The organism is Spiroplasma endosymbiont of Polydrusus cervinus, from assembly GCF_964019755.1.
Classification (GTDB): domain Bacteria; phylum Bacillota_I; class Bacilli_A; order Mycoplasmatales; family Mycoplasmataceae; genus Spiroplasma.
Map to the genome: position 1 here is coordinate 52,061 of NZ_OZ026469.1, position 13,871 is coordinate 65,931.

Consider the following 13,871-nt stretch of genomic DNA (forward strand, 5'->3'; position numbering starts at 1 on the left):
TGCAAAATTTTTAGATTTCTTTTGCATTTCTTTTTATTTTATTTACTTTATTATCAAATTCAGTAATATTTTTAGTCTCTGTTAAATTTTTTACTCATTTTTTTCATTTTAAAATAATTAATGCTCAAATCGTTTTTAAACGGTCAACTCTTTCCATAATTAAAATAATGTAAACAATATCTAAATTTGAAGTAAAAATTAAAATTGTTAATAACGACAACGTGTAAATTGTAAATACCAAATCATAAAAAGTTAACTATTAATTTAGTTAATTTTTTATGATTTGGTATTTACAATTTACACGTTGGAAAAATTTAAAAAAATAGAAAAATATATTGACAATAAAATTAAAAGTAATATAATCTAAGTAAGTAAGTGGTATATTATTCCACAATTTCTAAGATATTACTTAAAACCCTTAAATAATACATACAACCAAAATTTTGTTAATAATTACCAGAAGAGAGATGATAAGAAATGGGCGAAAAATTTTTTACAAATCAGAATCAACAAAAATTGTTGGTGGAATTAAATAATGAAATGAGAACTGCTGATGAAGTATGTTTTGTTTTTCCCTTTATTTCAAAAGCAATTATTAATAAAATTGAAGCGTCAATTAAACATTGTTGTATCCATAAAATTCCAATTCGAATTATTACAACAACTTTTGATGATTTAGCGGAATATAATAATTTATTAGAATTAGCTCGTTTAGTAACAACTTATGATAATGTCCAAGTTAAAGTCGAAGATAATTTAGAAAAGCGAAGTGAGCGTATTCATATTAAAGCTTCTCTTTTTAAACGGTTTCATGGCATTTCAACTGTTATTCTTGGTTCTTCAAATTTAACATATAAAGGAATGGTAACTGGTCGGGAGTGAAATATTAAATTAACAGCAATCAATAACCAACACTTAGTTACTGAAATAATTACAGAATTTGAACAATTATGAAATGAAGTTTTAGTTGATTTTAATGATGAGATGGCCCGGAATCATTTATTAGAACGCATTAGTCAAAATCAAGTCAACAGGACTGCCACAATGTTTAATAATACAACAACAGAATTTTTAACAATTCGAAAATATTTATATGATTTTCAAAAAGAAATTGTTGCGAAATTACAATATCGTCGACAATGTAAGAAACAATCACATTTAGTAATTATGGCAACTGGAACGGGGAAGACTGTTATTGCTGCTTTTGATTATTTACAGCAATTGCGAGAAAATAACCAACAACCATTGAAAATATTATTTTTAGCGCATCAAAAAGAAATCTTAGATCAAGCTCTTCAAACTTTTCGTAGTGTTCTAATGGATCAAACTTTTGGGGAAGTGTTATATGAGGGAAAAGTTCCACAACAACGAACCCATTTATTTGCCACAATTCAAACAATGGCAACGCGGTTAACCCAATTTGCTCCTAATCATTTTGATGTGATTATTTTTGATGAAGCTCATCATATTGCGGCAATTACTTTTGATCAAGTTTTTAATTATTTTCAACCACAACAAGTGCTAGGTTTAACAGCGACCCCTGAACGAGAAGACGGTAAATCAATTAAAAAATATTTCCTTGATGAATATGCGGCCGAACTATGGTTGTGAGATGCCATTAATCAACGCTTATTATGTCCATTTGATTATTATTGTATTGATGATGATACGGTTGATTTAACTGGTGTTGATTTAAATGCGGATAGTGAACTTTTTAAAAAATTAAATACTACTGCTCGTAATGAACTATTATTAAAGATGATTGAAAAGTATTTGGGGTTATATGCTAAACCAGTTGCTTTAATTTTTTGTGTTACGACAGAACATGCCAAAAAGGTGGTCACCTTTTTGCGAACAAAGCATTTACGGGCGGATTATTTAACTTCCGAAAATCATGAGCAGCGAATAAGAATTTTATATGAATTTAAAACAGGACGGATTAATTATTTATGTGTTGTTAATATGTTTAACGAAGGGATTGATGTTCCGGAAATTAATACAATTATTTTATTGCGCCCAACTAATTCAAAAACAGTTTATTTACAACAACTTGGTCGTGGGCTACGGAAAATGGAATTAAAAAGTCGTTTAGAAGTTTATGATTTAATTAGTAATATTGATAGTAAATATGATATTACCGTTGGCATTAAAAACTTATATGATCCAAAACTATCATCAATAAAAGGGTTATTAACAAATGAAGGATTACCTTATAACTGTACAATTACCCTTGAACAACGATCACAAAAAATTATTTTAAATAACTTACGAAAATGATATGATAATCGCGCTCGCATTAAAAGTCATATTCGCGAATATTATCAAAAATATAAGGAAGCAGGCTTAAAATATTTGTTACATGATTATGATTTATCCTTATACCAGTTTTATAATTATGTTAATGATTTCTATGTTAAAATTGGTCGTAATATTACCCAGTATCATAATGATGAAAATAATACTCAGCGAAATAAGAATATTTTAAAACAATTCTTATTTTTAGATAGTTATCCAATTATTAATTATTTTATTTTGCGTCTAAAGCAAACAATTCCTAATGATGCAATTAACTTAGAATATGACAATTTATTAATAACATCATTATTATATGAAGTAACAAGTATGAGTGTTTTTACACAATTATTTCCTGATTATTTAACGATTCCGGATTTAGTAACTTATTTTATTGAACATCATCAAGTTATTGTCATGGAGTTATTATTACTATTACAATATAAATTAGAATATGAAACATTGAAAGTTCATCCTGGCGCAACAACACCATTATTGCAAGGGTGTACTTATACAGTAAAACAAGTTTTATCAGTTATTGGTCGGACTAATTTTTTATTATCGCGAGGACCATTACGAATTATTGCTTTTCAGACGGGATATTTAACCTTTGATCAAACAAATGAAGTTATTCTAGCTGATGAGGATGGCAGTGGGTATGGCAAGTTAACAAAATATTTGCCAGATGAACAGTTATTTTATTGATCAATTCCGGAAGTGATGACAATAGCAAATAAATTAGTGAAAGATATGCAAAATAATACCATTACAAAATATTTGTTTTTACAAAATAAAATTAATTTAGGATGGGTTAATTTAGGATTAAAATTATATACTTTTGTTGGTTTTGGCCAATATGATACAATGTTAACAGAAAATTATCTTACGGCAAAATTTTTTATTCAAAATAAAGCAAATTAAATTTTATTAAATAGCAACCTTACCAGAAAAAAGTATAATCCGTGTTATGATTTGGTATTTACAATTTACACTCGCCGTTTTCACTATTATTTGGTTTTTCGCAACTAATTAATGATGTTGTAGTTGTTGCTGTTAATCCGATTGCTCCTAAAATATTTAAAATGTTATAATTTATGTACAATAATTATAACATTTTAAATATTTTAGGAGGTAAAGTGTGAAAAAATATGAAAGATTAGATTTTAATGAAAGAGTAAATTTGGAAAAATTAAAAGATAATGAATTATTTAAAAAGGAAAATGGAACAATTAATATTCGAAAAATTGCTAAGCAAATGAATAAAGATTATAGAACTATTTGGCAAGAGTTAAATATGTTTGATAATATTAATGATTATAATGCTGCAAAAGCACAAAAAATACATGATAAAAATAAAAAATAATGTCGTAAATATTCAATGTTAAATTCACAAGAATTAAGTCATTTTTCTAATGAATATAATAATTTTGGTTGTTCGCCACAAAATATTATTACTTCGTATGAATTACAATATAATGTAAAATTTAGTGTATGTTTAAAACAATGTATAAATATATTAAATTAGGTTATTTTAATTTAAAAAAAGAAATGCTATATTTTAAAAATAAAAAAAGAAAAACAAAAAATGGGGAACAAAATGATAATCGTGGAAAATTACTTAATATTAGAGATTATAAGCAATTTTAAAATGATTATGGAAATGATTTAAGTTTTAGTGGAATTTGAGAAATGGATACTCTTGATTGTGGTAATTTTTATTTATTAGTTTTAGTAAATCGTAAATCAAAAATACTTTTTTATCATATTTTATTTAGTAAAAATGTTATAGACTGCACCCTGTTTAGTAAGTATTAATAAAAAGGTTTACAAACTTTCATTTATTATATATTTTTCTTTTTGGTTTGAATATCATTTATTTCATTTTTTTAACATCATTAATATATTTATTATGAGATTTATAATTTTTATTATGGATTGTTCCTTTTTTAAGTAATGAATGAAAACTCTCAATAATAATGTTGTCTGCACAATGATAATTTTTACCCATTGAAATTATAATTTTGTTATCTAAACATTTACTATTGTAATCTTTAGATGTATATTGATATCCGTGATCTGAATGAATTATTATTTTATTTAAATCTTTTTTTATTTTTTTAATTTTATTAATTGCATCATTTAAATTATCAATTACAAGTTTGTTATTATTAAATTTTGATCATTTTACATCAATAATTTCTTTAGTATATCCATCAAGTATTGTTGATTGATAATGTTTTTTACCATTTCAAATTAAATAAGTTACATCAGTAAATAAATTGAAAATCTTTCTTTAATATCATTAAAATTACGATTTACTAAATCAGGATATTTAATTATATTTTTATTTCTATTTTGTTTTATTAATATTTTTCTACGCATACGCTTTACATATTCAGCTTGAATATTATTTTCTTTCATAATTCGCAATACTTTCTTAGCATTATAAATAATGCCATAATCTTCTTTTAAATATTTGGTAATTCGACGATAACCAAATTGTTTTAAATTTTCTTCATAGACTTTTACAATATTTTTTAATGATTCGCTATCCTTACCATTACTTGAATAATTTTTATATTTATCTCAATAACTACGCTTTAAATCTGTTATATCAAGTAATAAATTTAGTGGATATTTATTAATGTTTTCTTTGATAAAAGATACAATTTTTCTTTTATTTAATTGTAAAAGTCATGAAGCTTTTTAGTAATTCATACCTAACTTTGTAATAGTTTAAATCTCTTTTTTCAAATGATTCTTGTGGACCTTTATTGGTGTTTAAAATTCCTTTCTTAAAATTTTCATACCATGAAGCAACAGTTTTTTATTAATTTGATATTTTTTTGCAATAAAACTTATACTATTATTTTTAACCTCTTGTACTATCATTTTTCGAAAATATGCTGTATATTTATTAAATTTTTGTCCTTTTCTTGCCATATAAAAATGCACCTCCTTTAAAGTAGACTGCATCCTGTTTAGTAAGTATTAATAAAAAGGTTTACAAACTTTCATTTATTATATATTTTTCTTTTTGGTTTGAATATCATTTATTTAATTTTTTAACATCATTAATATATTCATTATGAGATTTATAATTTTTATTATGGATTGTTCCTTTTTTAAGTAATGAATGAAAACTTTCAATAATAATGTTGTCTGCACAATGATAATTTTTACCCATTGAAATTATAATTTTGTTATCTAAACATTTACTATTGTAATCTTTAGATGTATATTGATATCCGTGATCTGAATGAATTATTATTTTATTTAAATCTTTTTTTATTTTTTTAATTTTATTAATTGCATCATTTAAATTATCAATTACAAGTTTGTTATTATTAAATTTTGATCATTTTACATCAATAATTTCTTTAGTATATCCATCAAGTATTGTTGATTGATAATGTTTTTTACCATTTCAAATTAAATAAGTTACATCAGTAAATAAATTGAAAATCTTTCTTTAATATCATTAAAATTACGATTTACTAAATCAGGATATTTAATTATATTTTTATTTCTATTTTGTTTTATTAATATTTTTATACGCATACGCTTTACATATTCAGCTTGAATATTATTTTCTTTCATAATTCGCAATACTTTCTTAGCATTATAAATAATGCCATAATCTTCTTTTAAATATTTGGTAATTCGACGATAACCAAATTGTTTTAAATTTTCTTCATAGACTTTTACAATATTTTTTAATGATTCGCTATCCTTACCATTACTTGAATAATTTTTATATTTATCTCAATAACTACGCTTTAAATCTGTTATATCAAGTAATAAATTTAGTGGATATTTATTAATGTTTTCTTTGATAAAAGATACAATTTTTCTTTTATTTAATTGTAAAAGTCATGAAGCTTTTTTAGTAATTTATACCTAACTTTGTAATAGTTTAAATCTCTTTTTTCAAATGATTCTTTTGGACCTTTATTGGTGTTTAAAATTCCTTTCTTAAAATTTTCATACCATGAAGCAACAGTTTTTTTATTAATTTGATATTTTTTTGCAATAAAACTTATACTATTATTTTTAACCTCTTGTACTATCATTTTTCGAAAATATGCTGTATATTTATTAAATTTTTGTCCTTTTCTTGCCATATAAAAATGCACCTCCTCTAAAGTTTAGCAAAGACTTTTTTTCTTTACTTACTTTTTTGGGTGCAGTCTAGTGCAGTCTATATTTGTATTAACAATTTTAATGAAAATGATTAAACAAATTGGTATTAGTAAATTTAGTTGTATTTTAACCGATAGAGGAAAATAATTTTATAGATGAAAAACAATAGAAAAGCACTTTAAAATAAGAGTTTATTTTTGTGATCCTGGTAAACCTCACCAGAAAGCATTAGTAGAAAGAATAAATAGAGATATAAGGCGTTTATTGGCTCAAAATGAGCCATTAATTAATATTCGTAGTAGATTAAAATCTATTTTAGATATATTAAATACCACAATTAGACCTTGCTTGGAAAATTTTACATCAAGACAATATTTTAAAAAAATTTTTTTAAATTAAATTAGTGTTTGTTAAGATTAGTAAAATTTATTTTTTGTTGTGTTTAATTTTATAATTTTAAAAATAAATATTAAAAACAATATTTTTAATTTAATATTTTTTGTAATTATTGTTTTTTATTTTTAATTTGTTATAATTTTACTAACTTTTTATGATTTAGTTTTACAGTATACAATTAAAAAATCCCATTAATGGGATTTTTTAACGAAAACTACGCAATTGGTCTTGCTTATAACGTCTTTTTTCTTTTTTGCTCATTCAGTGTTCACGTTTACGGGCTTCTTTTCTTTTAACTGACGAAACCTTGTTAAATCGTTTCAACGCTTTGTCTAGCGGTTCTCCTGCTTTTACAACAACAGTAGCCATAATATTTCAACTCCTAAAACTATATAAATTAACAATATTATCTTATCATACTTTTTTGGACAAAACAAACTTTTCTGATTTATGTATGTATATACTGTAAAACTAAATCATAAAAAGTTAATAAAATTATAACAAATTAAAAATAAAAAACAATAATTACAAAAAATATTAAATTAAAAATATTGTTTTTAATATTTATTTTTAAAATTATAAAATTAAACACAACAAAAAATAAATTTTACTAATCTTAACAAACACTAATTTAATTTAAAAAAATTTTTTAAAATATTGTCTTGATGTAAAATTTTCCAAGCAAGGTCTAATTGTGGTATTTAATATAGACTGCAACCAAAAGAGTAAGTAAAGAAAAAAAGTCTTTGCTAAACTTTAAAGGAGGTGCATTTTTATATGGCAAGAAAAGGACAAAAATTTAATAAATATACAGCATATTTTCGAAAAATAATAGTACAAGAGGTTAAAAATAATAGTATAAGTTTTATTGCAAAAAAATATCAAATTAATAAAAAAACTGTTGCTTCATGGTATGAAAATTTTAAGAAAGGAATTTTAAACACCAATAAAGGTCCACAAGAATCATTTGAAAAAAGAGATTTAAACTATTACAAAGTTAGGTATGAATTACTAAAAAAGCTTCATGACTTTTACAATTAAATAAAAGAAAAATTGTATCTTTTATCAAAGAAAACATTAATAAATATCCACTAAATTTATTACTTGATATAACAGATTTAAAGCGTAGTTATTGAGATAAATATAAAAATTATTCAAGTAATGGTAAGGATAGCGAATCATTAAAAAATATTGTAAAAGTCTATGAAGAAAATTTAAAACAATTTGGTTATCGTCGAATTACCAAATATTTAAAAGAAGATTATGGCATTGTTTATAATGCTAAGAAAGTATTGCGAATTATGAAAGAAAATAATATTCAAGCTGAATATGTAAAGCGTATGCGTAGAAAAATATTAATAAAACAAAATAGAAATAAAAATATAATTAAATATCCTTATTTAATAAATCGTAATTTTAATGATATTAAAGAAAGATTTTCAATTTATTTACTGATGTAACTTATTTAATTTGAAATGGTAAAAAACATTATCAATCAACAATACTTGATGGATATACTAAAGAAATTATTGATGTAAAATGATCAAAATTTAATAATAACAAACTTGTACTTGATAATTTAAATGATGCAATTAATAAAATTAAAAAAATAAAAAAAGATTTAAATAAAATAATAATTCATTCAGATCACGGATATCAATATACATCTAAAGATTACAATAGTAAGTGTTTAGATAACAAAATTATAATTTCAATGGGTAAAAATTATCATTGTGCAGACAACATTATTATTGAAAGTTTTCATTCATTACTTAAAAAAGGAACAATCCATAATAAAAATTATAAATCTCATAATGAATATATTAATGATGTTAAAAAATGAAATAAATGATATTCAAACCAAAAAGAAAAATATATAATAAATGAAAGTTTGTAAACCTTTTTATTAATAGTTACTAAACAGGGTGCAGTCTAATAATAAAATAGATTTTAATCTACTACGAATATTAATTAATGGCTCATTTTGAGCCAATAAACGCCTTATATCTCTATTTATTCTTTCTACTAATGCTTTCTGGCGAGGTTTACCAGGATCACAAAAATAAACTCTTATTTTAAAGTGTTTTTCTATTATTTTTCATCTATAAAATTATTTTCCTCTATCGGTTAAAATACAACTAAATTTACTAATACCAATTTGTTTAATCATTTTCATTAAAATTGTTAATACAATACTTGCCTTTTTACTAAATAAAATATGATAAAAAAGTATTTTTGATTTACGATTTACTAAAACTAACAAATGAAAATTACCACAATCAAGAGTATCCATTTCTCAAATTACACTAAAACTTAAATCATTTCCATAATCATTTAAAAATTGCTTATAATCTCTAATATTAAGTAATTTTCCACGATTATCATTTTGTTCCCCATTTTTTGTTTTTCTTTTTTTTATTTTTAAAATATAACATTTCTTTTTTTAAATTAAAATAACCTAATTTAATATATTTATACATTGTTTTAAAGCATACACCAAATTTTACATTATATTGTAATTCATACGAAGTAATAATATTTTGTGGCGAACGACCAAAATTATTATATTCATTAGAAAAATGGCGTAATTCTTGTGAATTTAACATTAAATATTTACGACATTGTTTTTTATTTTTATCATGTATTTTTTGTGCTTTTGCAGCATTATAATCATTAATATTATCAAACATATTTAACTCTTGCCAAATAGTTCTATAATCTCTATTCATTTGCTTAGCAATTTTTCGAATATTAATTGTTCCATTTTTATTTTTAAATAATTCATTATTTTTTAATTTTTCCAAATTTACTCTTTCATTAAAATCTAATCTTTCATATTTTTTCATACTTTACCTCCTAAAATACTTAAAATGTTATAATTATTGCACATAAATTATAACATTTTAAGTATTTTAGGAGCAATCGGATTAACAGCAACAAGTACAACATCATTAATTAGTTGCGAAAAACCAAATAATAGTGAAAATGGGGAGTAATAAACCAGAACCCAAACCACAGCAACCACCAGTTGGAAGTAATTGAAAGTTAATTGAAGATTATAAATTACGCGGTATAATTTATTCTTTACTTTTTAATTTCAATATCATTTGCAATCTTATTGACAGTCTTAATAACAATATCTTTACCATACTTTTTTATTAACGACCGCAAAATTAAATATTGCTTTATTTGCATAATTTCAACCTCCTATAATTAACTTTTTGTGATTATTGTTTTTTATTTTTAATTTGTTATAATTTTATTAACTTGTTAAGATTTAGTTTTACAGTATACAATAATGAACCAGGAGATTCAAAGGAGAAAAAAGATGGAGAATTCAACGAGAAAAGTAGTTTTAGTTGGATGTGGAATGGTTGGAAACAGCTTTTTATATTCAGCAATGAACAGAGGGATTGCACAGCATTATGTGTTAATCGATGCATTTCGACAAGCAGCGGAAGGGAACGCAATTGATTTATCTGATGCTGCTGCTGTCTTAGAAAACCGTTTTAGTACAATTAAAACTGGTGATTATAATGATTGTAAAGATGCTGATTTAATTGTTATTACAGCTGGAAGACCACAACGCGATGGGGAAACACGCTTAGATATGGTTGCTGATAATGCAAGAATTATGCAAGATATTGCTTTACAAATTAAAGCATCAGGGTTTAAAGGAGTTACTTTAATTGCTTCAAATCCAGTTGATGTTTTGGCATCAGTTTATCAAAAAGTAACTGGTTTTGCAAAAAATAAAGTTATTTCTTCAGGAACAACTTTAGATTCAGCACGTTTAAGAAGATTAGTGGGGAATAAATTAAATATTGCTCCAGCTAGTGTTAATGCTTATGTTTTAGGAGAACATGGTGATTCATCAGTTTCAGTTTGATCAAAAGCTTCAATTATGCAAAAATCAATTGTTGATTTTGTTGCAGAAGGGAAACTAACCGAAAAAGATCTAGAAGATATGCATCAACAAATGATGAAAATGGCTTATACAATTATTGATTTAAAAAAATCAACTTTTTATGGAATTGGAGCATGCTTATCATCAATTGCCAAAGCAATTTTAAATGATGAAAGATCAACCTTTTTAGTTGGGGCAAAGTGTGAAGGGCAATATAATGTTACTGGAACACACATTGGAGTTCCAGCCGTAATTGGGGTTAATGGAATTGAAGAAATTATTGAATGAAAATTAACTAAAGAAGAACAAGCTAAATTTGAAAAATCAGCAGCGCAATTACATGAAGCCTTAACGGTTGCTCTGGGGGCTTTAAAATAGGAAATTGTAAATTGTAAATACCAAATGGTATCATGTACGATGAAGCTCTGTATACTGTAAAACTAAATTATAAAAAGTTAATAAAATTATAACAAATTAAAAATAAAAAACAATAATCACAAAAAATATTAAATTAAAAATATTATTTTTAATATTTATTTTTAAAATTATAAAATTAAACACAACAAAAAAATTTTACTAATCTTAACAAACACTAATTTAATTTAAAAAAATTTTTTTAAAATATTGTCTTGATGTAAAATTTTCCAAGCAAGGTCTAATTGTGGTATTTAATATATCTAAAATAGATTTTAATCTACTACGAATATTAATTAATGGCTCATTTTGACCCAATCAACGCCTTATATCTCTATTTATTCTTTCTACTAATGCTTTCTGACGATGTTTACCAGGATCACAAAAATAAACTCTTATTTTAAAGTGTTTTTCTATTGTTTTTCATCTATAAAATTATTTTCCTCTATCGGTTAAAATACAACTAAATTTACTAATACCAATTTATTTAATCATTTTCATTAAAATTGTTAATACAACACTTGCCTTTTTACTAAATAAAATATGATAAAAAAGTATTTTTGATTTACGATTTACTAAAACTAATAAATAAAAATTACCACAATCAAGAGTATCCATTTCTCAAATTCCACTAAAACTTAAATCATTTCCATAATCATTTTAAAATTGCTTATAATCTCTAATATTAAGTAATTTTCCACGATTATCATTTTGTTCCCCATTTTTTGTTTTTCTTTTTTTATTTTTAAAATATAGCATTTCTTTTTTTAAATTAAAATAACCTAATTTAATATATTTATACATTGTTTTAAAACATACACCAAATTTTACATTATATTGTAATTCATACAAAGTAATAATATTTTGTGGCGAACGACCAAAATTATTATATTCATTAGAAAAATGGCTTAATTCTTGTGAATTTAACATTGAATATTTACGACATTGTTTTTTATTTTTATCATGTATTTTTTGTTCTTTTGCAGCATTATAATCATTAATATTATCAAACATATTTAACTCTTGCCAAATAGTTCTATAATCTCTATTCATTTGCTTAGCAATTTTTCGAATATTAATTGTTCCATTTTTTTTAATAGACTGCACCCTGTTTAGTAAGTATTAATAAAAAGGTTTACAAACTTTCATTTATTATATATTTTTCTTTTTGGTTTGAATATCATTTATTTCATTTTTTAACATCATTAATATATTCATTATAAGATTTATAATTTTTATTATGGATTGTTCCTTTTTTAAGTAATGAATGAAAACTTTCAATAATAATGTTGTCTGCACAATGATAATTTTTACCCATTGAAATTATAATTTTGTTATCTAAACATTTACTATTGTAATCTTTAGATGTATATTGATATCCGTGATCTGAATGAATTATTATTTTATTTAAATCTTTTTTTATTTTTTTAATTTTATTAATTGCATCATTTAAATTATCAATTACAAGTTTGTTATTATTAAATTTTGATCATTTTACATCAATAATTTCTTTAGTATATCCATCAAGTATTGTTGATTGATAATGTTTTTTACCATTTCAAATTAAATAAGTTACATCAGTAAATAAATTGAAAATCTTTCTTTAATATCATTAAAATTACGATTTACTAAATCAGGATATTTAATTATATTTTTATTTCTATTTTGTTTTATTAATATTTTTCTACGCATACGCTTTACATATTCAGCTTGAATATTATTTTCTTTCATAATTCGCAATACTTTCTTAGCATTATAAACAATGCCATAATCTTCTTTTAAATATTTGGTAATTCGACGATAACCAAATTGTTTTAAATTTTCTTCATAGACTTTTACAATATTTTTTAATGATTCGCTATCCTTACCATTACTTGAATAATTTTTATATTTATCTCAATAACTACGCTTTAAATCTGTTATATCAAGTAATAAATTTAGTGGATATTTATTAATGTTTTCTTTGATAAAAGATACAATTTTTCTTTTATTTAATTGTAAAAGTCATGAAGCTTTTTTAGTAATTCATACCTAACTTTGTAATAGTTTAAATCTCTTTTTTCAAATGATTCTTTTGGACCTTTATTGGTGTTTAAAATTCCTTTCTTAAAATTTTCATACCATGAAGCAACAGTTTTTTTATTAATTTGATATTTTTTTGCAATAAAACTTATACTATTATTTTTAACCTCGTGTACTATCATTTTTCGAAAATATGCTGTATATTTATTAAATTTTTGTCCTTTTCTTGCCATATAAAAATGCACCTCCTTTAAATTTTAGCAAAGACTTTTTTTCTTTACTTACTTTTTTGGGTGCAGTCTAATTTTAATAGTTAACTTTTTATGATTTGGTATTTACAATTTACATAGATTAAATATGTAATATCTGTTCCAATTTTTTGGTTAATTCCAGTTGTAGAAAAATTTCTATTTAGAATATTTTCATATCTTAATTGACCAGAAAGTTTTTTATAATTGAATCTTTTTTTCTAATTATAGCTTTTAATTTCATTTGTTTCATATATCTATATACTACTCATGGATTAATATTTAAATCATATAATTTTTTAATCATAATGTAATCATATTATAACCATAGATTCTTTTAAAATTATGATATGTTGATTGAATAATATCAGCAATTAACTTATTTCATTTATTATATTTTGGTTTCCCCAAACATAATCATTTATGATAACCAGCTCTGGAAACTTTAA

19 protein-coding genes and 12 pseudogenes are annotated in these 13,871 nt (G+C 23.1%); 10 read left to right on the forward strand and 21 right to left on the reverse strand.

Annotated features, from left to right (window positions below):
• Positions 1-10: 10 nt before the first annotated feature.
• Positions 11-241 (reverse strand): hypothetical protein, encoded by a 231-nt coding sequence (locus tag AACK78_RS00220; RefSeq protein WP_338955475.1) that lies wholly within the window; start codon positions 239-241, stop codon positions 11-13.
• Between the two features lie 236 nt (positions 242-477).
• Between AACK78_RS00220 and AACK78_RS00225 the strand changes: the two genes are divergently transcribed.
• Positions 478-3,213 (forward strand): DEAD/DEAH box helicase family protein, encoded by a 2,736-nt coding sequence (locus AACK78_RS00225; RefSeq protein ID WP_338955477.1) that lies wholly within the window; start codon positions 478-480, stop codon positions 3,211-3,213.
• Positions 3,214-3,271: 58 nt separating this feature from the next.
• Here the strand turns inward: AACK78_RS00225 and AACK78_RS00230 are convergent, their stop codons facing one another.
• Positions 3,272-3,394 (reverse strand): lipoprotein, encoded by a 123-nt coding sequence (locus AACK78_RS00230; protein WP_338955479.1) that lies wholly within the window; start codon positions 3,392-3,394, stop codon positions 3,272-3,274.
• 36 nt (positions 3,395-3,430) lie between these two features.
• Between AACK78_RS00230 and AACK78_RS07070 the strand changes: the two are divergent.
• A pseudogene (locus AACK78_RS07070) lies at positions 3,431-4,071 on the forward strand (helix-turn-helix domain-containing protein); the annotation flags it as partial.
• 94 nt (positions 4,072-4,165) lie between these two features.
• Here the strand turns inward: AACK78_RS07070 and AACK78_RS00255 are convergent.
• The 10 genes and pseudogenes from AACK78_RS00255 to AACK78_RS00280 form a co-directional block, all read right to left on the reverse strand.
• Entirely contained in the window at positions 4,166-4,300 is a 135-nt protein-coding gene (locus AACK78_RS00255; RefSeq protein ID WP_338955487.1) for a hypothetical protein, read from the reverse strand.
• 39 nt (positions 4,301-4,339) lie between these two features.
• Positions 4,340-4,579: pseudogene (locus tag AACK78_RS07075) on the reverse strand (DDE-type integrase/transposase/recombinase); the annotation flags it as partial.
• Positions 4,555-4,713, reverse strand: a complete 159-nt coding sequence (locus AACK78_RS00260; protein ID WP_338955489.1) for a hypothetical protein — start codon at positions 4,711-4,713, stop codon at positions 4,555-4,557. The pseudogene AACK78_RS07075 and the gene AACK78_RS00260, both read right to left, overlap by 25 nt.
• Before the next feature lie 21 nt (positions 4,714-4,734).
• Positions 4,735-4,983, reverse strand: a pseudogene (locus AACK78_RS07080) (hypothetical protein); the annotation flags it as partial.
• Between the two features lie 90 nt (positions 4,984-5,073).
• A complete protein-coding gene (locus tag AACK78_RS00265; RefSeq protein ID WP_338954996.1) occupies positions 5,074-5,235 on the reverse strand; it encodes a hypothetical protein in 162 nt (53 codons plus the stop codon).
• A gap of 61 nt (positions 5,236-5,296) precedes the next feature.
• Entirely contained in the window at positions 5,297-5,479 is a 183-nt protein-coding gene (locus AACK78_RS00270) for a hypothetical protein (RefSeq protein WP_338955491.1), read from the reverse strand.
• 39 nt (positions 5,480-5,518) lie between these two features.
• A pseudogene (locus AACK78_RS07085) lies at positions 5,519-5,758 on the reverse strand (DDE-type integrase/transposase/recombinase); the annotation flags it as partial.
• Complete coding sequence (locus AACK78_RS00275; RefSeq protein ID WP_338955493.1) at positions 5,734-5,892, reverse strand: hypothetical protein; 159 nt, start codon at positions 5,890-5,892, stop codon at positions 5,734-5,736. The pseudogene AACK78_RS07085 and the gene AACK78_RS00275, both read right to left, overlap by 25 nt.
• A 21-nt stretch (positions 5,893-5,913) precedes the next feature.
• Positions 5,914-6,186: pseudogene (locus tag AACK78_RS07090) on the reverse strand (hypothetical protein); the annotation flags it as partial.
• Positions 6,153-6,416, reverse strand: a complete 264-nt coding sequence (locus AACK78_RS00280) for a transposase family protein (protein WP_338955495.1) — start codon at positions 6,414-6,416, stop codon at positions 6,153-6,155. The pseudogene AACK78_RS07090 and the gene AACK78_RS00280, both read right to left, overlap by 34 nt.
• Before the next feature lie 85 nt (positions 6,417-6,501).
• Between AACK78_RS00280 and AACK78_RS07095 the strand changes: the two are divergent.
• A pseudogene (locus tag AACK78_RS07095) lies at positions 6,502-6,834 on the forward strand (IS30 family transposase); the annotation flags it as partial.
• A gap of 201 nt (positions 6,835-7,035) precedes the next feature.
• Here AACK78_RS07095 and rpsU read toward each other — a convergent pair.
• Entirely contained in the window at positions 7,036-7,200 is a 165-nt protein-coding gene (gene rpsU, locus AACK78_RS00290) for a 30S ribosomal protein S21 (RefSeq protein ID WP_338955499.1), read from the reverse strand.
• 408 nt (positions 7,201-7,608) lie between these two features.
• Here rpsU and AACK78_RS00295 point away from each other — a divergent pair, with 408 nt between their 5' ends.
• The 5 genes and pseudogenes from AACK78_RS00295 to AACK78_RS00305 all read left to right on the forward strand — a co-directional run bounded on the left by AACK78_RS00295 (position 7,609) and on the right by AACK78_RS00305 (position 8,728).
• Positions 7,609-7,872: a hypothetical protein gene (locus AACK78_RS00295; RefSeq protein ID WP_338955501.1), complete on the forward strand. Its 264-nt coding sequence runs from the start codon at positions 7,609-7,611 to the stop codon at positions 7,870-7,872.
• A 173-nt stretch (positions 7,873-8,045) separates the two neighbouring features.
• Positions 8,046-8,111 (forward strand): annotated as a pseudogene (locus tag AACK78_RS07100) (hypothetical protein); the annotation flags it as partial.
• Between the two features lie 21 nt (positions 8,112-8,132).
• On the forward strand, positions 8,133-8,291 hold the full coding sequence (locus AACK78_RS00300; RefSeq protein WP_338955502.1) for a hypothetical protein: 159 nt from the start codon (positions 8,133-8,135) through the stop codon (positions 8,289-8,291).
• A 68-nt stretch (positions 8,292-8,359) separates the two neighbouring features.
• Positions 8,360-8,506: pseudogene (locus AACK78_RS07105) on the forward strand (hypothetical protein); the annotation flags it as partial.
• 39 nt (positions 8,507-8,545) lie between these two features.
• Positions 8,546-8,728 carry a hypothetical protein gene (locus AACK78_RS00305; protein ID WP_338955504.1) on the forward strand — a complete coding sequence of 61 codons (183 nt, stop codon included), beginning with the start codon at positions 8,546-8,548 and terminating at the stop codon, positions 8,726-8,728.
• 9 nt (positions 8,729-8,737) lie between these two features.
• Here the strand turns inward: AACK78_RS00305 and AACK78_RS07110 are convergent.
• Positions 8,738-9,677 (reverse strand): annotated as a pseudogene (locus AACK78_RS07110) (IS30 family transposase).
• Positions 9,678-9,713: 36 nt separating this feature from the next.
• Here AACK78_RS07110 and AACK78_RS00320 point away from each other — a divergent pair.
• Both AACK78_RS00320 and AACK78_RS00325 read left to right on the forward strand, forming a co-directional pair.
• Positions 9,714-9,827 (forward strand): lipoprotein, encoded by a 114-nt coding sequence (locus AACK78_RS00320; RefSeq protein ID WP_338955511.1) that lies wholly within the window; start codon positions 9,714-9,716, stop codon positions 9,825-9,827.
• Positions 9,828-10,159: 332 nt separating this feature from the next.
• Positions 10,160-11,116, forward strand: coding sequence for an L-lactate dehydrogenase (locus AACK78_RS00325; RefSeq protein WP_338955513.1), 957 nt, complete (start codon positions 10,160-10,162; stop codon positions 11,114-11,116).
• A 219-nt stretch (positions 11,117-11,335) separates the two neighbouring features.
• Here AACK78_RS00325 and AACK78_RS07115 read toward each other — a convergent pair.
• The 7 genes and pseudogenes from AACK78_RS07115 to AACK78_RS00360 form a co-directional block, all read right to left on the reverse strand.
• Positions 11,336-12,247, reverse strand: a pseudogene (locus AACK78_RS07115) (IS30 family transposase); the annotation flags it as partial.
• Positions 12,248-12,287: 40 nt separating this feature from the next.
• A complete protein-coding gene (locus AACK78_RS00345; RefSeq protein ID WP_338955521.1) occupies positions 12,288-12,470 on the reverse strand; it encodes a hypothetical protein in 183 nt (60 codons plus the stop codon).
• Between the two features lie 39 nt (positions 12,471-12,509).
• Positions 12,510-12,749 (reverse strand): annotated as a pseudogene (locus AACK78_RS07120) (DDE-type integrase/transposase/recombinase); the annotation flags it as partial.
• Positions 12,725-12,883, reverse strand: coding sequence for a hypothetical protein (locus AACK78_RS00350; RefSeq protein WP_338955489.1), 159 nt, complete (start codon positions 12,881-12,883; stop codon positions 12,725-12,727). The pseudogene AACK78_RS07120 and the gene AACK78_RS00350, both read right to left, overlap by 25 nt.
• 21 nt (positions 12,884-12,904) lie before the next feature.
• A pseudogene (locus AACK78_RS07125) lies at positions 12,905-13,177 on the reverse strand (hypothetical protein); the annotation flags it as partial.
• Positions 13,144-13,407: a transposase family protein gene (locus tag AACK78_RS00355; RefSeq protein ID WP_338954456.1), complete on the reverse strand. Its 264-nt coding sequence runs from the start codon at positions 13,405-13,407 to the stop codon at positions 13,144-13,146. The pseudogene AACK78_RS07125 and the gene AACK78_RS00355, both read right to left, overlap by 34 nt.
• Before the next feature lie 297 nt (positions 13,408-13,704).
• On the reverse strand, positions 13,705-13,833 hold the full coding sequence (locus tag AACK78_RS00360; protein ID WP_338955523.1) for a hypothetical protein: 129 nt from the start codon (positions 13,831-13,833) through the stop codon (positions 13,705-13,707).
• Positions 13,834-13,871 lie beyond the last annotated feature (38 nt).